The sequence below is a fragment of the Streptomyces colwelliae genome (genome assembly GCF_048158785.1).
Taxonomy (GTDB): domain Bacteria; phylum Actinomycetota; class Actinomycetes; order Streptomycetales; family Streptomycetaceae; genus Streptomyces.
Window position 1 is genome coordinate 16135 of record NZ_JBLTJC010000042.1, and the last position, 22331, is coordinate 38465.

A 22331-nucleotide genomic window follows, 5' to 3' on the forward strand; every position below is an offset into this window, starting at 1 on the left:
TCCTGTCACCATGCCTGTTGCGTACGGAAGAAGCGCTTCCAGAAGTCGAGCCGGGCGGGCTCCGCGACCGGGACCGGTCCAAAGCCCTCGCCGACCTGCATGACCGTGGCCGAATCCGGTGTGTACGGCGGCCAGTCGGGCAGTCCGGGCCCGTTGGGGTCGCCGGTGGCGACGAAGTTGGCCCAGTAGCCGGACATGGTCGCCGCGACGGCCCGGTCCTCGTCGGTCCACTCGGCGTCGTCCTGGTCGAGGTTGTCGAGGACGAAGTCGATCTCGGAGCCGTGCGAGGCGCGCCGCGGGTTCTGCCCGCGCGCCGGGGAGCGGTGGGTCCAGAAGTACGTGTAGACCGGGTGGTCCGCGTGCCGGGTCCAGTCCGTGCCCCAAAGGAACGTGGAGACACGGGCGTTGTCGCGTACGGCCGCGCTGTGGGCCCGGCCCGCCGTGTCGTCGTCGGCCGCCGGGTACAGCCGCAGGAACTCGTCGGCCATCTCGCCGAACTTCTGCCGGGCCGCGTCCGTGTAGTCGTCGAGGGTGACGTGGACGGGTGGCATGCCCGGGCGCCAGGCCTTCCTGCCCGCGGTGCGGTAGGCGGCGAAGGTGCTCTCGGGGACGGCTCCGCTCTCGTCACGGTTGTTGCCGGCGAGGTAACCGACGTTGTTCTGAAGGCCTTTGGCGTACGTCTCGTCGTAGCCGGCGGGGAGCACCCAGCCGTCGACGACGGGCCGGAACAGCGGCGGCTTCGCCGAACTGCCGGTCTCCACAAGGGAGTCGACGGCCGCGTCCCCGTCGACGAGCTTCTGCCAGGGCAGTGACCGCAGCCGTGCGAGCGAGGGCCCGCCGCGCTCCTCGGCGTACCGTGCGCCCGCGCTCTCGGCGTCGGCGAGGGTACGGTACGACGTTGCCAGGTACCGGAGTTCGGGATCGCGCGAGTGGCGGGCGTGGCTCTGGGCGACGGCGCGGTGGAAGAGGCCCTGGGCCAGGGGGGACATGGCCAGGAAGTTGACGGCGCCGGCACCGGCGGACTGCCCGGCGATGGTGACGCGGCCGGGGTCGCCGCCGAAGTTGGTGATGTTGTCGCGGACCCAGCGCAGGACGGCGACGCAGTCGAGGAGGCCGTAGTTGCCGGAGGCGTGGTGGCCGGACTCGGCGCTGAGTTCGGGGGTGGCGAGGAAACCGAAGGCGCCCAGGCGGTAGTTGAAGGTGACGACGACGAGACCTTCGCGGGCGAGCGCCTCGCCGTCGTAGCGGGGGCTCGCGCCGGTGCCGACGCGGAAGCCGCCGCCGTAGATCCAGACCAGGACCGGGCGGCGTTCCTCGGTGGAGGTTGCACCGGTCCAGACGTTGAGGTTCAGGCAGTCCTCGCTCATCGGGAGGTCGATGCCGGCGAGCTCGCCGCCCGGGACCTGCGGGCACATCGGGCCGAAGGCGTCGGCCGTGCGCACACCGGGCCAGGTCGGCGGGGGCTGGGGCGGGCGCCAGCGCAACTCCCCCACCGGGGGCGCCGCGTAGGGGATTCCGCGGAACACGGTGAGCGCGTGGTCGCGGCCCGGTATGCCCTCCACCAGCCCTGCTTCGGTTTCCACTGGGTGGCGCATGAAGAACCTCTCTCGTGTGTGGCGAGTGTTCGGTCAGTCGGTGGCGTGGGCGGGGCTGTCGCGGTCCGAGCGCAGCAGCAGTGCCTGGCGGGCGGAGGCCACGTGGTGGCGCATCGCGGCGACGGCCGCCTCGGGGTTGCGGGTGACGATGGCGAGGAGGATCGCCTGGTGCTCCTCCAGCGATCCGGCGCGCGGGTGCGGCGCGGAGAGGTTGCGGTACTGGCGCATGACGAGCGGGTAGAGCAGCGTGTCGTAGGCCTTGGCGAGGGTCTGCTGGTGGGCGGCCTGTTTGACCTGCTGGTGGAAGAGGCGGTTGCCGCGCGAGTAGGCGGCCTGGTCGCCGCGTGCCTTGCACTCCTCCATCTCCCGGAGGGTGGCGCGGAGTTGGGCGATCTCCTCGTCGGTGGCGCGTTCGGCGGCCTTCCCCGCGAGGGCGGACTCCAGCGTCTCGCGGGCCTCCAGGATGTCCGCGGCCTCCTCGACCGTGAAACTCCGGGTGCGCACCCCCCGGTTGACCTCGCTGGTCACGTAACCCTCCTGGGTCAGCCGGACCAGCACCGCCCGCATGGTGCTGCGCGAGACGTTGAACATCCTGGTCAGGTCGGCCTCCGTGAGCCGGGCGCCCGGCTCTACGCTGCCCGACAGGAGCAGGGAGCGCAGTCCGTCGTAGGCCTGGCTGTGCCGGGTGGGCGACGTCCGGCCCGGATCCACGACGTCGTCGTAACCGCTGATGTCCACCTTGATCACCTGTGTGTTCTCGGAAGGGTTGCCGGCCGCTGATGTCGGCCGTTCCGGGAGTATGTCCCGTTCAGGCGCCGTCTTCGGTCAGCCCGGGGTACAGCCGTCGTGCCGTACCGGCGAAGATCGCCTGCCGGGCCTCTGCCGGGAGTACGGCGAGGACGTCCGCGGCCGGACGCAGCAGCTCGGGCAACGACTGTTCTGCGGCAGGGCAGTTGGAGCCCCAGGCGATCCGTTCGGCACCGAAGGCGGATACGACGGGTTCGAGGAAGTCGGCCGCCGCGTCCCCGGCGTCGTGCAGCCGCTCCGGATTGCGGTGGGTGAGCTTCAGGAACAGGCCCGGATGCTGGGCGAGTTCGGCGACGTCGGCACCGGCGCGGGCGGGCGAGGCGGCGATGTCCGGGTAGCCGATGCGGTCGAGGAGGACCCGGACGTCCGGGAACCGCTCCAGCACCTGCCGGAGTTGTTGACGGCGTTCACGGGCTCGCCGTCGAAGTGGACCCGCCCAAGGGGCGGGGAGAGCAGTCCGGCGGCCAGGTTGAGGATCGTGCTCCTGCCGCAGCCGCTGGGTCCGATGACGGCGACGAACCTGCCTCGCTCGACCGGGAACGACACGTCCTCGATGGCCGGCCTCCGGCTTACCGGGAACGGGAGGGTGACGTGGTCGAAGCGGAGGGCTTCGGAGTGGGATGGGCGCTGATTGTTCGACAACTTGGTCTCCTTGCCCGGCCTACACGTAGGGGTTGGAGGGAGGGGTGGACCTGCGCTTGCATCAGATTGTCCGACAAGCGATGCAGTGAACGTAACAGCGGCGACCCATGGCGGCAAGAAGTGTGCAGCAAGAACGTCACATCTCTTCGCACCCAAGATCCTCACCGCGCGGGATTGATGGACAATCCCGCGCAGCCGGACCTCAGCGTGCGCAGACGGTGATGCAGTCGGGGTTCGGTATCGCGAGGGAGTTCCCGGTGGCGGCCAGCAGCCCGGAGCGGAGGTCGACGGCGAACACGTCGACGGTGCTGCTCACCTCGTTGGCGACGAACAGCCAGCGCCCGCTCGGGTGCACGGTGAAGCTCCAGGGCTTCAGTCCCCCGCAGGGGATGCGCTGGAGGAGGGAGAGCAGTCCGGTCCTCCGGTCGACCGCGTGCACAACGAGCGTGTTCTCGCCACGACTCGAGGCGTAGACGAAGCGTCCGTCGCGGCTGATGGCCAGTTCGGCGCCGCTCTTGGTGCCGGTGAAGTCCGGTGAGTCGATCGCCAGACTCTGACGGTGCGTCAGCTCTCCCGATCTCCCGTCCCAGTCGAGGAGTTGGAGCTCCGCCGTCAGCTCGGTCAGCAGGTACGCCCTGCGTCCGTCGGGGTGGAACACGATCCGTCTCGGGCCCGCACCGGCGTCGGTGGCGTAGGCGCCGGGTCCCCCCTCACCGGGCGACAGCGCACCCGTCGTACCGTCGAAGCCGTAGACGAAGACGCGGTCGGCGCCGAAGTCGGGGACCAGGGCGTGGCGGCGGCCCGGTGCCACGACGACCTCGTGCGGGTGTGGGCCCAACTGCCGTGGGTTGGGCCCCGATCCGGTGTCGGCCACGACCGAGACCGGCGCGCCGAGACTCCCGTTTCTACGGATCGGGAGGGAAACGGCAAGGCCCGCCTCGAAGTTGGCGACGAGCAGGGTCTCGGAGGACCGGTCCACGCCCAGGTACGACAGACCGCCGCCGGCCGTCCCTCCGGCGTCCGTGCTCACCTGACCGGTCTCCGTCAGGGCGCCGGTGGTGCGGTCGACGGCGAGGACGTGGACGATTCCGCCGTCCAGCTGGCTGCCGACGTAGAGCACCGGGCGGTCGGGGTGCGCCGTCACCCAGCCCGAACTGACCTGGGCCACCGGCCCGATGGAGGTCAGGGTGCCCTGGACGGGGTCGAATCGAACCCCGTAGACCTTGCCGCCGTTCCAGGTGCCGACGTAGAGAAGATCGGGTCTCACCTGCGGTGCGGCCTCGGCGCTCGGTGCCGCGACGGTCAGCGGCACGGTTGCCGCGGTCGCCGTCGCCGTCATGGCGCCCAACATCGTTCTGCGGGACACAGCCCTTTTGATCTCGACCATGGGAAGCAACAGTTGTCCCGATGTGCCGCAGCGTCCACAGCGTGTACGAAGCTGTGCGTGCGGACCGTGCAACCTAAGGTTTCACGATGCCCCAGGACAACTCGGTCTACTGGTCGGAGGAGTTGGGGCGGGCCAGGCCGAGGTCGTAGGCCAGGATCACGGCCTGGACGCGGTCGCGGGCGCCGACCTTCGCCAGGACGCGGCCGACGTGCGTCTTCACCGTGGACTCGGAGAGGAAGAGGCGTTCGGCGATCTCGCCGTTGGTCCAACCCCGGCCCATGGCGACGAGGATCTCGCGCTCGCGTTCGGTGAGGGAGCGGATGCGGGGGTCGTCCATCGCGGGCGCCGCCGCGGGCCCTTTCGGTGACCTCCTCGGCAGGTGCTGGGCGTAGGCGTCCAGCAGGCGGCGGGTGAGCGCGGGGGCGATGACGGCGTCGCCGGAGGCCACCGCGCGGATGCCGGCGAGGAGTTCCTCGGGGTGGGCGTCCTTGAGGAGGAAGCCGCTGGCTCCCGCGCGCAGTGCCTCGTGGGCGTACTCGTCGAGGTCGAAGGTGGTCAGGATGAGGACGCGGGAGCGGTCGCCGGCCGCGACGACCCGGCGGGTGGCCTCGATGCCGTCCATGCCGGGCATCCGTACGTCCATCAGGATCACGTCGGGACGCAGTTCGGCGGCCATCCGCACCGCCTCGCCGCCGTGCCCGGCCTCGCCGACCACCTCGGTGTCGGGGTTGGCCTCCAACAGCATGCGGAATCCCAGGCGTTGGAGGGGCTGGTCGTCCACGATGAGCACGGTCGTCATGCCGCGCCCCCGGTCCCAGTTCCGGTCCCAGTCCCGTTCTCGCTCCCGCTCCCGCTCCCGCTCCCGGTGAGCGGGGTCGGGTCGAGGGTGGCCCGTACCGTCCAGCCGCCGCCGGGGGCGGGGCCCGCGGTGACGGTGCCGTGGTAGAGGGCGGCGCGTTCTCTCATGCCGGCGAGTCCGTGTCCTTCGTCGTGGCTCGGTGCGGGTCCGGTGAGGGGCCTGGCCGGGCCGGTGTCGTGGCAGTCGATGCGCACCCGTGACTCCTCGACGTTCACCGCGAGTTCGACGCGGGTGTCGTGACCCGCGTGCTTGAGGGCGTTGGTGAGGGCTTCCTGGACGATGCGGTACACGGTGAGCTGGACCCCGCGGTCCAGGGCGGCGGGGTCGCCGCCGGTGCGGTACACGACCTGCGGACCGGCCGCGCGGATGCGGGCGCACAGGGCGTCGAGGTCGGCGATGCCCGGTTGCGGGCTGAGTTCGGGGGCGTCCCGTGTGGCGGTCTGGACGCGCAACACGCCCAGCATGCGGCGCAGTTCACCGAGTGCCTGACGTCCGGTGTCGCCGATCAGGAGCAGGGCCTGCTTGCCGCGCTCGGGGGCGAGGTCGGTGGCGTAGGCACCGCCGTCGGCGAGGGTGATGATGACGGAGAGGTTGTGGCCGATGATGTCGTGCATCTCCCGTGCCACACGGGTGCGTTCGGCGGCGGCGGCGAGTTTGGAGCGTTGGTCGCGTTCGATCTCCAGGCGGGCCGCGCGGTCGCGCAGTACGGCGAGCTGGGCGCGCCGGATGCGGACGACGAGGCCGAGCGCGACGGCCGCGGTGATGGTGCTGAACAGGACGAACAGCGCGTCCAGGACGGGCACTTGGGACGGCAGCCGCAGGGCGAACAGCCCGAGGGCGGTGAGGGTCACGGCGCAGGCGATGGGCAGCCGACGCAGTTGCCCGTGCAGGACCAGGCTGTAGAGGGAGATGAGCAGGGCGACGTCGGCGCGCAGCCAGACACCCAGTCCGGCCTGGACGAAGAACACCGCGGCGATCAGGGCGAAGGCCAGGGTCGGCCGGCGGCGCCGCCACAGCAGCGGCAGCACCAGACCCGCCTGTAGGGCGACGGTCGCCGGCCAGGGCAGGTGGATGAAGCTGTTGTCGAAGCCGCGCCGCCGGCCGTCGTCGTCGTCCACCATGTCCGGCACGCAGAACGCCATCACGACCAGGGCGATCAGGGCCGCGTCCAGCACCCACGGGCGTGTCCGGTCGGCCTGCTTGATCCGCCGGCCGAACCGGGACAGCCCGCCGGCCACGGGGTGACTCCACGGGAGGTCCGTCTCCGTGAACAGCACGCGGGCGGGGTCGTCGAGGCTCATCGGTGTCACCGGTCCGGGTTCATGGAGGTCACCTGTCCATTGTGGGGCCGCATGCGAGACGTTCGGGCGTCGGACACCCGGCCCCACGTACCTCAGGCGTCCGTCCGCACCAGCCGGTAGGCGGCCCCGGCCAGCGCGAGCGCGGTCCAACCGAGGAAGACCAGGAGTCCGGCGGTGGGTGACAGGGTCGTCGAGTCGTGGGTCAGCGCGAACATCGCCTGGCCCGCGTTGCTCGGCAGATAGGGGCTGATGTCGTCCTGCCAGGAGCTGGGCAGCAGCGAGATCAGGCCCGGCACCAGCATGAACGTGGCGACGAGGACCGAGATGCCCCCGGCGACCGAGCGCAGCAGCGCGCCCAGCGCGGTGCCGATCACACCGACCAGGCCGAGGTAGAGACCGGCGCCGAGCAGGCTGCGGACGACTCCGGAGTGGGAGAACGTGAGGGCGGCCGGGGTGCCGGAGACGATGCCGCTCACGATCGGGAACGCGACGAACACCCCGACGAGGGCGATGCCGAACGCGACCACGCCGAACACGGCGGCCTTGGACCACAGCACCGGCAGCCGGCGCGGCACGGCGGCCAGCGTGGAGCGGATCATGCCGGTCGAGTACTCGCCGGCGGTGACCAGGACGCCCAGTACACCGAGCGCGAGCTGCGCGAAGTTCGTACCGAAGAGGGAGAGGTCGAGCGCGGTGGAGTTCGCGTCGTCCTGTCGCAGATGTCCGTCGCTGTAGGACGACTTGTAGTGCGCGGCCGCTATCAGACCGAACGCGATCAGGAACAGCAGGCCCAGGCCCAGGGTGATCCAGGTGGAGCGCAGGGACCACAGCTTGGCCCACTCGGAGCGCAGCACCCGGCGCCCGGTGACCTTGTACGGCGGACGGGCCGGCTTCACCGGTGCGGGTGCGGCGCTGTCGGTCGCGGTGATGGTGCTCACGCGGCCCTCCCGGGGGTCTCGACGGTGGTGGAGCCGTGGTACTCGACGGCGTCCCGGGTCAGGTCCATGAACGCCTGCTCCAACGAGACGGTCCGCGCGCTGAGTTCGAAGAGCGGGATGCCGTGCTCGGCGGCCTTGAAGCCGATGGCCCGCGCGGTCAGCCCGGTGACGTGCAGCTCCTCGGAGCCGACCTCGCCGCTGATCTCGACACCGGGACCGGCGAGGACCTCGCGCAGCCTGGCCGGTTGCTCGGAGGCCACGGTGACGGTGTCGCCGCCCGCGTGCCGGACCAGGTCCTGCACGGTGGTGTCGGCGAGCAGCCGCCCCCGTCCGACGACGATCAAGTGGTCGGCGACCAGCGCCATTTCACTCATCAGATGCGAGGAGACGAAGACAGTACGGCCGTCCGCCGCGAGCCCGGTCAGCAGGTTGCGGATCCACAACACTCCTTCGGGATCAAGGCCGTTGACCGGTTCGTCGAGCATCACGGTCGCCGGGTCGCCGAGCAACGCTGCGGCGATGCCGAGCCGTTGGCCCATGCCGAGGGAGAAGGCGCCGGCCCGCTTCTTGGCCACGGACTGGAGCCCGGTCAGCTCGATGACCTCGTCGACCCGGCGACGCGGGATGCCGTGCGTGTGGGCCTGTGCCATCAGGTGGTCGAACGCGGAGCGGCCGGGGTGGATGGACTTGGCCTCAAGGAGTGCGCCGACCTCCTGGAGCGGCGCACCGTGCTCGGCGTAGGGCTTGCCGTTGACCGTGACGGTGCCGCTGGTGGGTGCGTCCAGGCCGACGATCATGCGCATCGTGGTGGATTTCCCGGCGCCGTTGGGGCCCAGGAAGCCGGTGACGGTGCCGGGCCGGACGACGAAGTCCAGCCGGTCGACCGCCGTCTTCTCCCCGTACCGCTTCGTCAGTTGGTGTGCCTCGATCATCGGTTTCCCTCACGCTCACGTGCCGCCGCCCCCACTGGGCTTTCCCACCGGCAACGCTAGGAGCGCGGGGGGCTCGAAACCGTCGTACCGGGGGGTCATTGAGGGCGCGGGCGTAGTACCGCGGTACCACTGTGCGCTCCTGGTTGTGTACGTTCCCACCCCACTCGCACACACGTCACGCCCACCAACTGCGGGAAATACAACCGACACACATATTTACAGTGCCTGTTACCTCTCCTACTGTGAACGTTCTCAGAACCAACCCGCATGCGCATGTCAGTCGACCCAAGGAGGTCGGGTACCCCGTGAAAATCCCGGGCCGCATAGTGAAGGCCGCCTTGCTGCTGGCCGCAGTCGCCCTGCCGGCGGCGATGCTCACCCCCACGAACGCCGCCGCCGCGAACTCGCTCACCATGCTCGGCGCGGACGTCTCGTCCGCACAGCGCGCCATCGACCTGGGCGCCAAGTACTACGACTCCAGCGGGACCGCCAAGGACCCGCTCGACATCCTCAAGGGCGCCGGCGTCAACTACGTCCGCCTGCGGATCTGGAACAACCCCGCCAGCGGCTACAACAACAAGGCCAAGGTGCTGGCGTACGCGAAGCAGGTGAAGGCCAAGGGCCTCAAGCTGCTGATCGACTTCCACTACTCGGACACCTGGGCCGACCCCGGCAAGCAGTACAAGCCGGCGGCCTGGTCGAGCCACGGCATCAGCGCGCTCCAGACCGACGTCTACAACTACACCTACGACGTCTGCAACAGCCTCAAGTCCCAGGGGACCACCCCGGACAGCGTGCAGATCGGCAACGAGATCAACGTCGGCATGCTGTGGGACGACGGCAAGGTCGTCAACAACAGCTTCACCAACCTCGGCCTGCTGCTCAAGTCGGGGTACAACGCGACCAAGGCGTGCAACAGTTCCACCCAGGTGATCATCCACACGGCCGACGCGGACAGCGACTCGAACGCCCGCTGGTTCTACGACGGCATCAAGGCGCAGGGCGTCAACTGGGACATCACCGGGCTGAGTTACTACTGCATGTGGCACGGCACGCTGGCCAACATGGGCAGCGTCGTCTCGGACATGAAGTCGCGCTACGGCAAGGACGTCATCATCGCGGAGACGGCCTACCCGTTCACGACGTCCGACGCGGACAGTACGGCGAACTCGGTGACTTCGGGCTGCTCGGGCTATCCGCTCACGTGGGCGGGCCAGGGCGCGGAGTTCACGGCGGTGCAGAACACGGCCCGGAGCGCGGGCGCGATCGGCGTCTTCTACTGGGAGCCGACCTGGTACGCGGTCACGGGCAACGGCTGGGACCCGGCCAACATCTCGGGCAGCGGGGACGGCTGGGACAACATGGCGATCTTCAACTGGACCGGCCAGGTGAATCCGAACGTGAAGTGGACGCCGTAGCAAGGTAGTTGGGAGCTCTACCTCTACTTCTGCGTCTACTTCCGCGTCTACGACGGAGAGCGGTACCGCCGGTCCAGGCGGTGCCGCTCTCCGCTGCGCTCACGGCTGATGATCCGTCAGTGCCCTGTATACGGCCGAGGACTTGGGGTTGTCGCGGCAGCGCCAGACGCCGTGGGGGCAGTAGTCGCTGATGGTCTGGTAGAGCGGGCGCCGGCCGGCCATCCAGGTGAGCATGCCGCGCATGTAGGTGGGGTTGTCGCCGTTCTCGAACAGGCCCCACTCGGGGTAGGCGATGGGCTTGTGGTGGGCGCGGGCGAAGTCGACCTGGGCCAACAGCCCGTAGGGCTCGGTCAGTTGCTGCGAGAAGGGCAGACCGCGCGGGGCGTCGTACGCGTCCATGCCGATGACGTCGACGTAGTCGTCGCCGGGGTAGCAGTCGGTCCAGGGGATCGCGTCGCGGCCGCGGGTCGGGGTGAAGTCGAAGCGGAAGCGCTGCCCGGGGACGGATCGCATCGCGGTGACGATCCGCGTCCAGTAGCGCTTCCAGGAGGCGGGATCGGGCGCGCAGCGGTGGGTGTAGGTGGTGCCGTTCATCTCCCAGCCGAGGACGATCTCCGTGTCGGACACGCCTAGTTGGACCAGCCGCCGGGCGAGGGCGCGGAAGTGGTCGTCGTACCGTCCGTCCGCCCCGTCCCTCAGTTCGGCGCGGACCACGCTGTCGGGCAGGTGGTCCTCGTTGCGGTCCAGCATCGGCACGTTGAGCACGAGCAGCCGGTCCTGCTCCTCCCGGCGCCAGTCGGCCCACGGGGCAAGGTCGTTGGAAGCGCCCTCGATGTCGCTCCAGTTCTCCCCGGGCAGATAGGCGTGCCCGACCCGGGGTTCGGGCCGCCCGAGCCAGGCACCGAACTCCGCGACCCGCCGCACGGCGTCGGCGCCGTAACCGACGTAGGCGCCGTAGACCGTGGGCGGGCCGGACGCCTGCGCCGGGGCGGTTCTCGCGGGCGGGGGCGGGGATTCGACGCCGGGTACACAGGCCGGGCCGGCCAGCAGCACGAGCGCGAGGGCGACGGTGAACAGGGCCGGCAGGCCGCGGCGCGTCCCGTGCGGGGCCACTCGGCTCTCCTTCTTCGGGGGGAGGTGTGGGGGCGTCGGATGCGGCGCGTGTGGGGTTGCTCCGACGCCCGAGCAACGTATCAGCGTGGGGCGGAAGATGGTGACGTAGCGCCCTATGGGCGATATGACCGCCGAACGTGAAGGACTGTGTCGGCCGGGGATTCCTCGCGACCTCTTTCCGCCTCTGCCGGGATCACGCTCCCGCGAAAGGACTGCGCGCCGACGCGAAAGACCGCACCCGTGTGCCCTTGGAAGAGTCGGCTCCATGAATGCGGAACGGGTGAAGAACGTGGTGCTCGTCCACGGCGGGTTCGTGGACGGCTCCGGGTGGCGGGAGGTGCACCGGCTGCTGACGGGCGACGGGTTCCGGGTGAGCGTCGTACAGCATCCGACGCTGTCCCTCGCGGGCGATGTCGCGGTGACCGAACGGGTCCTGAACGCGCTGGACGGGCCGGCGATTCTGGTCGGGCACTCCTACGGCGGGGCCGTCGTCACCGAGGCCGGCAATCACGAGCGGGTCGCCGGGCTCGTGTACGTCGCGGCGTTCGCGCCCGACAAGGGCGAGTCCGTCACCACGTTGATCGCCGACCCGGCGCCGGGCGCGCCGGTGCCGCCGATCCTGCCGCCGGTCGACGGGTTCCTGCTCTTGGACCGGGACAAGTTCCACGCGTCCTTCGCGGCCGATCTCCCGGTCACCGAGGCCGAGTTCATGGCCGACTCGCAGGTGCCGTGGGGGCTCGACGCACTCGGCGGCGCCATCGGCGAACCTGCCTGGCGGCACAAGCCGAGCTGGTACCTCGTCGCGACCGACGACCACATGATCCCGCCTTCCGCGCAGCGGGCCATGGCCCGGCGGGCGGGCAGCACGGTCACCGGGACCGACGCCAGTCACTCCGTGTACGTGTCCCGGCCGGACGCCGTGGCCGACCTCATCAGGCAGGCCGCGGCCGGCTGCGCCGACGACTGACGCTCCCTGCCCACACAACTCCCCACCCTCGGCCGCCCGTTCACCGGGCGCATACCGGGCACGCACAGAAGGATCAGCATGACGACCCCTCAAGTCCCCCAGTCCGCCTCTCCAGTCCCCCAGGTGCAGACCATTCGTGGCCCCGTTCCCGTGACCGACCTCGGTTCCGTCCTGATGCACGAACACGTCTTCGTCGTCAGCGAAGAGCTCCGGCAGAGCCTCCCCGAGACCTGGGACGAAGAGGAACGCGTCGCCGACGCCGTCTCCCGGCTGAAGGCGCTCGCCGCGACCGGTGTCTCCACACTCGTCGACCCGACCGTCATCGGACTCGGCCGCAACGTGGCCCGCGTCGCCCTGGTGAACGCGCAGGTGGACCTCAACATCGTTGCGGCGACCGGCATCTACACGCTCGCCGACATCCCGGACTTCTTCCGGTACCACGGCCCGGGCACCCTGCTCGGCGGCCCCGAGGGCATGACCGACCTGTTCGTCCGCGAACTGACCGAGGGCATCGCGGACACCGGCATCAGGGCCGCGTTCCTGAAGTGCGCGATCGAGGGCGAACTCACCCCGGGCGTGGAGCGGGTGATGCGCGCGGTGGCGCAGGCCCATCTGCGCACCGGCGCTCCGATCACGGTGCACACAAGTGCCGTCGCTCGTACGGGACTTGTCGCGCAGGACGTGCTGCGCAGCGAGGGTGTGGACCTGGGGGCCGTCGTCATCGGGCACAGCGGTGACACCGCCGACCTGGACTATCTGCACCAGCTCATCGACAACGGCTCGTACGTCGGTATGGACCGCTTCGGTCTCGACGTCCTGCTGCCCGAGGACCAGCGGGTGGCGACCGTCGCGGCCCTCGCCCGGGAGGGGTTCGCGGAGCGGATGGTCCTGTCGCACGACGCGTCCTGCCACATCGACTGGTTCCCGCCGGGCGTACGGGAGCAGATCGCGCCCAACTGGCACCACACCCATCTGCACGACGCGGTACTCCCGGCGCTGCGCACCGCCGGTGTCACGGAGGCCCAGCTCACCACCATGCTGGTCGACAATCCGCGGCGGTACTTCACCCCGGCCGACTCCTAGCCACTACGCCTCGCTTGGCCAACTCCCAGCCGTTGCACCCCACTTGGCCGACTCCTGGCCGCTACGACGCACTTGGCCAACCCTCCGGCTATCGCCCCCACTTGGCCAACTCCCAGCTGTCGCGCCTCACTTGGCCGACTCCTGGCCGTTGCGCCGCGCTTCGCGCGGAGTCATCCCGAACTCCGCGCGGAACGCGGTGGCGAACGAGGCGTGGCTGCCGAAGCCGCTGGCGTGGGCGATCTCCGCGATCGAGTACGTCGTCCAACTCGCGCTCGCCAGGCGGGTTCTGGCGACGTTCAGCCGTTCGCGGCGGATCAGGTCGCGCGAGGTGGTGCCTGCGGCCTGGAGCACCTGCTGGACGTAGCGCGCGGACCAGCCGAGCGCCCGCGCGATGCCCACGACGTCGAGGTCACGGTCGCTGGCGTGCTCGCGAATGTGGCGCCGGATCGCGGCCTCGACGCTCGCCCGCTGGCCGGTGGGCGCCGAGTCGACGCCGCCCTCCACGGCCAGGCACACCATGTCGAGCAGCCGGTCGCAGGCGACGTCGAAGGTCGTCTCGGATAGGTGCTCGCGCTCCTCGTGCAGGGTGGTGATCAACCGCCGTACGACACGGCCGAGTCCGCGGTCGCCGTGGAGCAACTGCGGTCCCCCGGCGGCGAGCGGGCTGCGCGCGGAGAGGTTCCGGCCGGTCACGATCAGGGAGATGCTGCGGAGGTCGGTGCCGTGCGCGAACGTCAGGGGCCGGTCCATGTCGCACAGCGCCATGACGCCGGGCCTGATCTCGCCGGACGCCCCGGCCTGCTCCACCCAGGCCGACCCGGCGAGCGGGACGAGGAGTTCGTGCGTGCCGCGGGGATCGGTGCGGATGTGCCGGGTGTCCCGGTGGACCACTTCCTCACCGCCCGAACACTGCGCGAGACCGTAGGTCTTCGACCGCTGCCACTCCAGCCGCCCGGTCCACGGGGCGTCGCGATCGGGCACTTTGATGCTGCTCGCGCCGTGGAAGTCGGTGAAGACCTCGTCCCAGGCACTCGCGGAGGAGAAGGTCAGGGCTTGGCTCCAGGAGGACACACCTCATCCTATGCACCCGAATCCGGCGATGGTCATGACAGCGGAGCGCTCCGTTTCCCTGCCCCTGTGATCGAGTTCACGCCGCCGGGATCGAACCTTTGGACCGGTCCCGCATCGTGTTCGTGTTGCCAGTACTCCATCCGGAAGCGAGCTCTCCCATGTCCGTACCACGGCGTTTCCTCGCCCCCGTGGTCCTCCCGGCCGACCCGTCCTGTTCCGTCCTGCGCGACGCCGTGGTCGACGTCGGCGCGGACGGCCGCATCACCTACTGCGGTACGGCCGCCGCCGCTCCCCCGCTCCCGTCCGGCGTTCCGGTCGTCTCCCTGTCCGGCATCCTCGCTCCGGGCCTGGTCAACACCCACGCGCACTCCCCGATGACCCTCCTGCGGGGACTCGGCGGCGACCTCCCGCTGGCATCCTGGCTCCAGGACGCCGTCTGGCCCGCCGAGGCCCGCATGCGCCCCCGGGACGCCCGCGCGGGCATGCTCCTGGGCTGCGTCGAGATGCTGCGCTTCGGCGTGACGACCAGCGCCGAGATGTACGCGCACGCCGAGCAGGTGGCCGACGCGGCTCTGGAAGCCGGGAGCCGGGTCCTGATCGCGCCCGCCTACTTCGACCGGCCCGGCGACGACTGGAACACCGATCTCGCGGCCATCGGCAAGTGGATCGACACGGACGGCCTGCGCTTCGGGCCCGGTGAGCGCGTCGAGCTCTGCTACGGGCCGCACTCCGCCTACACCCTGCCGCCGGAGGCACTGCGCGCCACGGCGGAGGAGGCGGCACAGCGCGGCGCGCTGGTGCACATCCATGTCGCCGAGACCCTCGCCGAGGACGCCGCCCAGAGGGAGTTGCACGGCTCGGTTCCTCAACTGCTCAAGGAAACGGGCCTGTTGGACGGGCGGCTGCTCGCGGCCCACGCCGTGCATCTCTCCGCCGACGACGTCCGGCTGCTCGCCGAGGCGGGTGCCGGTGTCGCGCACTGCCCGGGCTCGAACGCCAAACTCGCCTCCGGCATCGCCGACTTGCACGCTCTGCGCGCCGCGTCCGTCCCCGTCGGCCTCGGCACCGACGGGCCCGCGAGCAACGACGACCTCGACCTGTGGGAGGAGTCCCGCCTCGCGATGATGTTCAGCCGGCTCGCCACCGCCGACGCCATGGCGCTCACCGCCGCGGACGCCTTCCTCATGGCGACCTCGGCCGGAGCCGCGGCCCTGGGCCGGACCGACATCGGGGCCCTCCGCCCGGGAAACTGGGCGGACATGATCCACCTCTCCGTGGACGGACCGCACTTCACCGCGGGCCTCGACGTCGAGGACGGCCGGCTGCTCGCCAACCTCATGTGGGCGGCCGGTTCCCGCGCGGTCCAGGACGTCTGGGTCGCGGGCGAGGCCGTCGTCGTGGGCGGCGAGACGGTCACGGTGGACCGCGCCGCCGCCCAGCACGCCGCCTTCGAGGCAGCCGCACACCTCGTGTAGACCGGCACCGGACGTTTTGGCAGTTCCTGTTCCCGCTCGACTTGGCAGTTCCTGTTCCTGCTCGACCACTACGGGAGGCGTCATGGCATCGGCATCCCTCACCCCGCCGGCCCTCGTCGGACGTTCGGCCGAACTGGCCGTCCTCGACGCGCACTTCGGCACCGCCCTCGTGCGGCAGACCGCGCTGATGCTGACCGGGGAGGCCGGGGTGGGCAAGACCGCGCTGCTGGACGCCGCGGCGCTGCGCGCGGCCGAGGCCGGCTTCCGGGTGCTGCGGGTCGCCGGCTGCCCGTTCCGGCGGGGCGTCGGCTTCTCGGCGTTGAACCAGTTGCTGCAACCGCTGGCCGACGGGCTTCCCGCGTTGCCCGCGCGGCAGGCGGAGACCCTCCAGGCGGTCCGCGGGCTGTCCGAGGAGCAGCCGGCCGAACTGCTCGCCATCGCCAACGCCGTGCACGCCCTGCTGGCCCGGACCGTCGCCGGGACCGGTCCACTCGCGCTGATCGTCGACGACGTGGCGTGGGTGGACCGGCCCAGCGCCACGGTCCTGGGGACCGTCGCCCGCTCCCTGCACACCGAGCCCATCGGTCTGCTGGGCGCGGCCCGGACCGGCGACGAGTCCTTCCTGAGCAACATCGGGATACCGGAGTACGAGGTCGGGCCCCTGGACGAGGTCTCGGCGAACGAGCTGGTGGCCGAGCGGTTCCCGGCGATGGCGGCCAGGGTGCGCCGTCGGCTGGTCGCGGAGGCCCGGGGCAATCCCCTGGCGCTGCTGGAACTGCCCGTCCCCCTCAACGACTTGCAGCAGACGGAGCGGGGCACCCTGCCCGCCGTACTGCCGTTGACCGAGCGCCTCAAGGGCATCTTCTCCACCCGGGTCGCCGCGCTCCCGGCCGCGACCCGCAAGCTGCTCCTGCTCGCCGTGCTGGACGGCTCGGGTGAACTGCACATCCTCCAGCGGGCGTTGGGACTGCCGGACGGTCTCGCCGGGCTGTCCCCCGCCGAGCGGGCCGGACTCGTGCAGGTCGACGGTGTCACGGGCAGGCTGGAGTTCCGGCATCCGCTGACCCGTTCCGCGGTGATGGAGCTGGCGACCAGCGAGGAGCGCCGGTGGGCGCAACTGGCCCTCGCCGCCGAGCTCCCCGAGGGCTCCGAGCACCGGGCCCGGCACCTCGCCGACGCGGCCGTCGGCCCCGACGACGAGGTCGCCGCCCTGCTGCACGAGGTGGCGTACCGCACCCTGCGCCGCGGTGACGCCGTCGGCGCCATCACCACCCTGCTGCGCGCCTCGGAGTTGAGCGGCACGGGCACGGCCAAGGCCCGTCGGCTGGCGGAGGCTGCCTGTCTGGGCGCCAACATCACCGGCGATCTGCGCAATGTGCGCGCGCTGCTGGACAACGCCGGCCACGCCGACCCGTCCGGCGTCGGCTCCCTCGCCGCCGCCACCGCCGCGGCCAGCCGGCTCCTCAACGGCGAGGGCGATGTGGACACCGCCCACCGGCTGCTCATCGGCGCCATCGAGACCCATGTCTGGCCCGGGGACGGGGAGTCGGTCGAGGACATCTTCCGCGAAGCCCTCAACACCCTTCTCATGGTGTGCTTCTACGGCGGCCGGCCGGAACTGTGGCACTCCTTCGAGGACGTCGTGAAGCGTCGGCGTCCGCCCACGTCGCGTCGTCTGCTGCCGGTGATCCTGGGCGCCTTCGCCGATCCGGCGTACGGCGCGCTGCCCTTCCTCGACCGGCTCGACCACCTCGTCTCCGGCCTGCACCAACAGACCGATCCCGTACGGGTCTTCGGCGTCGCGCTGTCCGCCTCCTACATCGACCGCCTCCCGGGCTGCCGCAGCGCGCTGCGCCGGGTCGTCGACGACGGCCGCGACGGCGGGGCCGTGGCTCTGGCGATCCAGGCGCAGTTCCTGCTGGCCAACGACGCCTACGCCGGCGGCCAGTGGGACGAGCTGCTGGAGATCACCGAAGAGGGCCTCGGCTGGTGCGAGACGTACGACTACCGGCTGACGGCCTCGACAGGCCACTTCCAGCGAGGACTTGTGGCCGCCGCGCGCGGCGACGGCGACACCGCCCGCGAGATCGCGGACCGGCTCGTGTCCTGGGGCAACCCGCGGGGGCTGGGGGCGTTGCGGGTCTACGCCGCGCACATCCGGGCCCTGTCGGCGCTGGGCGACGCGGACTTCGACGCCGCTTATCGCCTGCTGCGCGCCCTCGTCGCACCCGGCGAGGTGCCGAGGTTCATGCCGCACGCTCTGTGGCTCCCGCTGGACTTCGCCGAGGCCGCCGTGCACACCGACCACCACGAGGAGGCGGCCGCGCACATCGCGGCGGTCCGCGGGACCGACATCCCTTCGCTCTCACCCCGGTTGGCCATGCTGACGGACGCCTGCGAGGCGATGTCGAACCCGGACGTCATCGACCACAGCCTGTTCGAGGCAGCCATCGCGACGCCGGGCGCCGAGCGCTGGCCGTTCGACTGGGCGCGGATCTGCCTGGCGTACGGCGAGCGACTGCGCCGTGCCAAGGCGGGTGGCGCGGCCCGTGTGCACCTGGACGCGGCGCTCGGCACGTTCGAGCGGCTCGGCGCGGCCCCGTGGAGTGCGCGGGCGGCGGGCGAGCTGCGGGCGAGCGGAATCCCCGTCAAGCCGCTCAGGCCCGTCGAGTCCGAGGACCGGGACCGGCACGCGCTGCTGACTCCGCAGGAGCGGGTGGCGGCCCAACTGGCCGCCACCGGGCTGACGAACAAGCAGATCGCCGCGCGGCTCTTCCTGTCGCCGCGCACGGTGGCGGCCCATCTCCGCAGTGTCTTCCGGAAGTTGAACGTCACCTCTCGGGGCGGCCTGCGCGACGCGCTGACCGGCCCGATGCCGTGACGTCTCCCGCTCAGTTCGCGTCGGGTGCCGACTTCCAGGTCCAGTTGGGGCGTTCGTAGGCCACCTCGAAGCCGAGGCGGAGCATGTTGTGCAGGGAGCTGTTGTGGGTGCCCGGCTCCTCGGTACCGGTCTCGGCGATGAGGACACGGCACCCCGACTTCTGTGCCTGGCGGGCCCGGGCGGCGAGCAGGGCGGTCTGGCCGCCGCGTCCGCGTGCGTGGGGCAGTACGGCGCCGGCGAACATCTGCGCGGTGTCTCCGCGGACGAGCATGGTGCCGGTGCCGACCAACTCGCCCTCCAGCCAGGCCCCGTAGGGATGCCAGCCAGGCTGGGACACGGTCGCGGCGCCCATCTCGGCGTAGTGCTCGACCGGCATTCCGAAGGCCCGCATCATCACCGTGCCCCATTCCAGGGCGTGTTGGGCCTCCAGCGGGGTGACGCTGATGCCGTCGGGCGGTACGTCCAGGGCGTCGGCGCGGGCGACGGCTTCCTCGGTCGAGCAGACGAGTTTCACCCAGGACGAGGACTGGACGATGCCCTCCCGCGCGCAGATCTCCGGCCAGTCCTCGGGCAGGAAGGCGGGCGCGATCTGGAAGGCGGCCTGCGGGGTGCGTGCCGCGCGGTAGAAGTCGCAGACCTCTTCGACGAGTCGGGCGGTGACGGGCTCGGTGACGCCGAAGCCGAGGGCCTTGCTCCAGAAGCGGGTGATGTCGTCGCGCATGGACAGCACGACACCGCCGCCGATCCGGGTGGCGGTCATGCCCAGCGCGGTACGGACGGACTCGGGGGTCTCCGTCTGGAATCGGTAGAGGGCCTCCGCCTCGGACTGTTCGGCGACGGACGGCTGGACGACGGTCGTCATGGTTCTGGTTGCCTCTCGGTCATCCCGGGGTCTCCCGGGAAGCGACGCGGACAGCCCGCCTGTGAACAGGCGGGCTGAAGCGGGGAGTTGACAGGTGGTCAGGGATGGGACATCAGGCCTGGTGGGCCGCGGCCCGCTTGATGAGGTCCGCCACCGCGGCGGGCTGGGAGACATAGATCGCGTGGCTGCCGGCGGCCTCGGTCACGGTGGCGCCGGCGCGCTCGGCCATCTGGTGCTGGACCGGCGGCGGGATCATGTGGTCGTCGGTCGCGACGAGGTACCAGCTGGGCTTGGTGCGCCAGGCGGGCTCGGTGATCGTTCCGCCCAGCGCCTCCAGGCCCCACGGAACCTGCGAGTCGGCCAGGAACGCCGCGTCCTCGGCCGGCAGGTCGCCCGCGAAGGACGCGGCGAACTTGTCACGGTCCAGGAAGAGGAAGCCGTCGACGGGCGGCAGGATCGGCGGCACGGGCGCGCCGGGCGCCGGGTCGGCGACCAGCGTGCCGACGGACTCGTCCTTGTCCGGCGCGAAGGCCGCGACGTAGACGAGCGCGGCGACCCCCTCGTGCCGGCCGGCTTCGGTGATCACGGCGCCGCCGTAGGAGTGGCCGACGAGGACCGCCGGGCCGTCCAGGGCGTCGAGGACCCGCTGCGTGACGGCGACGTCGTCGACGAGGGACACGGTCGGGTTCTGCACGACGCTGACGTTGTACCCGTCCTGGGTGAGCAGGCGGTGCACGGACTGCCAGCCGGAACCGTCGACGAATCCGCCATGCACGAGAACGATGTTCTTCACGGCACTCATGCCGTAGCTCCTTGTTTGTCGGAAACCCTGCTGACACGTCCACGCTAGGCCGGACCGTCCGTCGAGGCTTCGACCAAATGACCTAGTTGCACATGGCCTAGTTGCCGGCGGGTGTCCCGGCGTCGCCGACGCGGGCCTCGACGAAGGCCGTCACCGCCTTCGCGAAGGCGTCCGGTTCCTCCAGGTGACCGAAGTGCCCGCTGTTCTCCAGGATCACCAGCTCCGAACCCGGGATGAGCTCGTGCAGCTCCTCCGCCCAGCGCACCCCGCAGATGAAGTCGTGGCGGCCGACGAGGACGAGGGCCGGCACGGTGAGCGAGCCGAGATCGGCGCGGTCGTCGATGACGTCCGGGGTGAGGTCCTCGTCCAGCCCGGAGATGTGGGTGGCCACCACGGCTGCGCGCGCGGGGCCGAACTCGGCCTCCCGGCCCCAGAAGTCGGCGAAGTACGCGGGGAACAGCCCCCGGGCCACGGCGGTCATCTGCGCGTCGTCGGAGATGGTGGGGATGTTCTGGAACGCCTCGACGACCTCGGGGAGCTTGGGGTTGTCGGCGTGCCGGGCGGCGAACTCCTGCACCAGGCGCATGGCCTCGGCGCCGTGCTCGGGACCGGTCACCGGAGCGCTGTCGTAGAGGATCACGCCGGCGATGCGGTCGGGGTGGTGCAGGGCGTGGTACTGGGCGACGAAACCGCCGTGCGAGTGCCCGAGGAGGTGCACCTCGGGGACGCCGAGGTGCTCGATCAGCTTCGTGAGGAAGCGGCTGTAGCGGGCCCGGGTGTAGCCGTGCGGGTGGGCGGGCAGCCGGCCGGAGGCGCCGGTGCCGACGGGCTCCGGGTAGACGACCGTGAGGTGCTCCTCCAGCTCGGGCATGCGCAGGTACTCCCAGAAGATCCCCGGTCCGCCGGAGTGCGCGACGCAGACCGGTCCGGTGCCGTGGACGTGGTAGCTCTGCGTGACTCCGTCGATCTCGACGGTGTGGGTCCCGGTGGCGAGCGGGTCGGTCGAGGCGGTGGTGCTCATGGGATCTCCCTGTTCGGCATACGGCGATGACACGGACAGGACGCGGGAGGGAGGACGAAGTTCGAAATGAATCGCGTGACGCCGGTCACACGAGAAGGGAACGGGGGACGGGCACCGGCCGGGGATGGACGAGACGCAGCCGATGCACCCGCCCGGCGCCGTCCAGACTCATGAGCCAGGCCACGGCGGGCGGGCAGTGCTCGGGGTCGTCGTCGGGATTGCTGATGTCCATCTCCCAGACGACGAGCGACCGTCCGGCCACGGCGTGCACGAGGTGCTGCCGTACGCCGGCCTCCAGGTCGCACTCCATCCCGCGCACCAACAGGCTTCTGCCGCCCACTGGTTGGTTCCCCCGGACCAGCGCGGCCTCGGGCGACCAGCGCTCGGCGAGCAGCTTGCCGAAGTGTCCGCTCTCGGCCGCGTCCAGCGTCTCGCGCGCCTCGACCCGGCTGGCACGGGTGCGCCGTCCGACGTCACCGTGCGGGGCGTCGGCGGTGGCGGCGAGGGCCAGCGCGAGCTTGGCCCGCCCCTGACTGAGCCTGCTGCGGACCGTTCCAACGGGAACCCCGCAGGCCTCGGCGATCTGCTCGTACGACGTGACGCCGACGCTGAAATGCCGCAGCACGAGCGGCAACCGCAGCGCGGGCGACAGCTCCTCGATCGCCTCCCAGATCCAGTCCCGCATGGCGTGCCGCTCCAGCCACCGCTCGGGACCGGACTCGGTGACGGGCACATGCGGATCATCGAGCGGCCGGAGATCGACGGCTCCCCGCAGCAACGAACGGGCATGGTTGCGCACGATCATCCGCAACCAGGCCCCCACGGCCTCCGGGTCCCGCACATCCCCCACGCGCCGGAGCGCGGTCACCGCCGCGTCCTGGACCACGTCGTCGACATCGGGCCCCGGCCCCAGCACACTCACCGCGACGGCCCGCATCCCGGCCCTGTGCCGCTCCAGCAGCAGCCCCAGGGAGGCGACGTCGCCGGCCTGCGCGGCCAGGGTGAGCGCCCCGTCCTCGATGCGCGTGATCTCACCCAGGTCCCGGCTGCTCATGCTGCCCCTCTTCCGGTGCCTCCGTCGTCCGTACGACCGTAATGGGCGCGCCGCGTGACGTCACATCGCGCGAACACTCGGCGGGGCGGGCGTCGCACCAGGTGTCCGTTGCCGGCAACCGGG

At 71.1% G+C, this 22331-nt stretch carries 19 protein-coding genes and 1 pseudogene; 5 read left to right on the forward strand and 15 right to left on the reverse strand.

Features of this window, described 5'->3' with window-relative positions; genetic code table 11:
- Window positions 1–5: 5 nt before the first annotated feature.
- The 9 genes and pseudogenes from ACNFOC_RS11890 to ACNFOC_RS11930 all read right to left on the reverse strand — a co-directional run bounded on the left by ACNFOC_RS11890 (window position 6) and on the right by ACNFOC_RS11930 (window position 8461).
- Window positions 6–1595 carry a carboxylesterase/lipase family protein gene (locus ACNFOC_RS11890; protein WP_416959069.1) on the reverse strand — a complete coding sequence of 530 codons (1590 nt, stop codon included), beginning with the start codon at window positions 1593–1595 and terminating at the stop codon, window positions 6–8.
- A 33-nt stretch (window positions 1596–1628) separates the two neighbouring features.
- Window positions 1629–2333: a GntR family transcriptional regulator gene (locus ACNFOC_RS11895; protein ID WP_416959070.1), complete on the reverse strand. Its 705-nt coding sequence runs from the start codon at window positions 2331–2333 to the stop codon at window positions 1629–1631.
- A 70-nt stretch (window positions 2334–2403) separates the two neighbouring features.
- Complete coding sequence (locus ACNFOC_RS11900; protein WP_416959071.1) at window positions 2404–2787, reverse strand: amidohydrolase family protein; 384 nt, start codon at window positions 2785–2787, stop codon at window positions 2404–2406.
- Between the two features lie 29 nt (window positions 2788–2816).
- Window positions 2817–3209: pseudogene (locus ACNFOC_RS11905) on the reverse strand (ATP-binding cassette domain-containing protein); the annotation flags it as partial.
- Window positions 3210–3246: 37 nt separating this feature from the next.
- On the reverse strand, window positions 3247–4383 hold the full coding sequence (locus ACNFOC_RS11910; RefSeq protein WP_416959072.1) for a lactonase family protein: 1137 nt from the start codon (window positions 4381–4383) through the stop codon (window positions 3247–3249).
- Between the two features lie 154 nt (window positions 4384–4537).
- Entirely contained in the window at window positions 4538–5230 is a 693-nt protein-coding gene (locus tag ACNFOC_RS11915; protein ID WP_416959073.1) for a response regulator, read from the reverse strand.
- On the reverse strand, window positions 5227–6591 hold the full coding sequence (locus ACNFOC_RS11920) for a sensor histidine kinase (RefSeq protein WP_416959074.1): 1365 nt from the start codon (window positions 6589–6591) through the stop codon (window positions 5227–5229). Before ACNFOC_RS11920 ends, ACNFOC_RS11915 begins: the two co-directional genes overlap by 4 nt.
- Before the next feature lie 92 nt (window positions 6592–6683).
- On the reverse strand, window positions 6684–7529 hold the full coding sequence (locus tag ACNFOC_RS11925; protein ID WP_416959075.1) for an ABC transporter permease: 846 nt from the start codon (window positions 7527–7529) through the stop codon (window positions 6684–6686).
- The gene (locus ACNFOC_RS11930) at window positions 7526–8461 is read right to left on the reverse strand and encodes an ABC transporter ATP-binding protein (protein WP_416959076.1); all 936 of its coding nucleotides are present in this window, start codon (window positions 8459–8461) and stop codon (window positions 7526–7528) included. The genes ACNFOC_RS11925 and ACNFOC_RS11930 overlap by 4 nt, the downstream gene beginning before the upstream one ends.
- A gap of 305 nt (window positions 8462–8766) precedes the next feature.
- Here ACNFOC_RS11930 and ACNFOC_RS11935 point away from each other — a divergent pair, with 305 nt between their 5' ends.
- Entirely contained in the window at window positions 8767–9879 is a 1113-nt protein-coding gene (locus tag ACNFOC_RS11935; RefSeq protein WP_416959077.1) for a glycoside hydrolase family 53 protein, read from the forward strand.
- A 99-nt stretch (window positions 9880–9978) separates the two neighbouring features.
- Here the strand turns inward: ACNFOC_RS11935 and ACNFOC_RS11940 are convergent, their stop codons facing one another.
- Window positions 9979–10992 carry a glycoside hydrolase family 26 protein gene (locus ACNFOC_RS11940; RefSeq protein WP_416959078.1) on the reverse strand — a complete coding sequence of 338 codons (1014 nt, stop codon included), beginning with the start codon at window positions 10990–10992 and terminating at the stop codon, window positions 9979–9981.
- Between the two features lie 265 nt (window positions 10993–11257).
- Between ACNFOC_RS11940 and ACNFOC_RS11945 the strand changes: the two genes are divergently transcribed.
- Window positions 11258–11959 (forward strand): alpha/beta fold hydrolase, encoded by a 702-nt coding sequence (locus ACNFOC_RS11945; RefSeq protein ID WP_416959079.1) that lies wholly within the window; start codon window positions 11258–11260, stop codon window positions 11957–11959.
- A gap of 78 nt (window positions 11960–12037) precedes the next feature.
- Window positions 12038–13042, forward strand: coding sequence for a phosphotriesterase family protein (locus tag ACNFOC_RS11950; RefSeq protein ID WP_416959080.1), 1005 nt, complete (start codon window positions 12038–12040; stop codon window positions 13040–13042).
- 126 nt (window positions 13043–13168) lie between these two features.
- Here the strand turns inward: ACNFOC_RS11950 and ACNFOC_RS11955 are convergent, their stop codons facing one another.
- Entirely contained in the window at window positions 13169–14113 is a 945-nt protein-coding gene (locus tag ACNFOC_RS11955; protein ID WP_416959081.1) for a helix-turn-helix transcriptional regulator, read from the reverse strand.
- Window positions 14114–14271: 158 nt separating this feature from the next.
- Between ACNFOC_RS11955 and ACNFOC_RS11960 the strand changes: the two genes are divergently transcribed.
- Window positions 14272–15588 carry an amidohydrolase family protein gene (locus ACNFOC_RS11960; RefSeq protein WP_416959082.1) on the forward strand — a complete coding sequence of 439 codons (1317 nt, stop codon included), beginning with the start codon at window positions 14272–14274 and terminating at the stop codon, window positions 15586–15588.
- Window positions 15589–15670: 82 nt separating this feature from the next.
- Window positions 15671–18469, forward strand: a complete 2799-nt coding sequence (locus tag ACNFOC_RS11965; protein ID WP_416959083.1) for a helix-turn-helix transcriptional regulator — start codon at window positions 15671–15673, stop codon at window positions 18467–18469.
- Between the two features lie 10 nt (window positions 18470–18479).
- Here the strand turns inward: ACNFOC_RS11965 and ACNFOC_RS11970 are convergent, their stop codons facing one another.
- The 4 genes from ACNFOC_RS11970 to ACNFOC_RS11985 form a co-directional block, all read right to left on the reverse strand.
- Window positions 18480–19331, reverse strand: a complete 852-nt coding sequence (locus tag ACNFOC_RS11970) for a GNAT family N-acetyltransferase (protein ID WP_416959084.1) — start codon at window positions 19329–19331, stop codon at window positions 18480–18482.
- Between the two features lie 112 nt (window positions 19332–19443).
- The gene (locus ACNFOC_RS11975) at window positions 19444–20133 is read right to left on the reverse strand and encodes an alpha/beta fold hydrolase (RefSeq protein ID WP_416959085.1); all 690 of its coding nucleotides are present in this window, start codon (window positions 20131–20133) and stop codon (window positions 19444–19446) included.
- Window positions 20134–20230: 97 nt separating this feature from the next.
- Complete coding sequence (locus ACNFOC_RS11980) at window positions 20231–21154, reverse strand: alpha/beta fold hydrolase (protein ID WP_416959086.1); 924 nt, start codon at window positions 21152–21154, stop codon at window positions 20231–20233.
- Window positions 21155–21239: 85 nt separating this feature from the next.
- Window positions 21240–22208 carry an RNA polymerase sigma factor gene (locus ACNFOC_RS11985; RefSeq protein WP_416959087.1) on the reverse strand — a complete coding sequence of 323 codons (969 nt, stop codon included), beginning with the start codon at window positions 22206–22208 and terminating at the stop codon, window positions 21240–21242.
- Window positions 22209–22331: the final 123 nt, after the last annotated feature.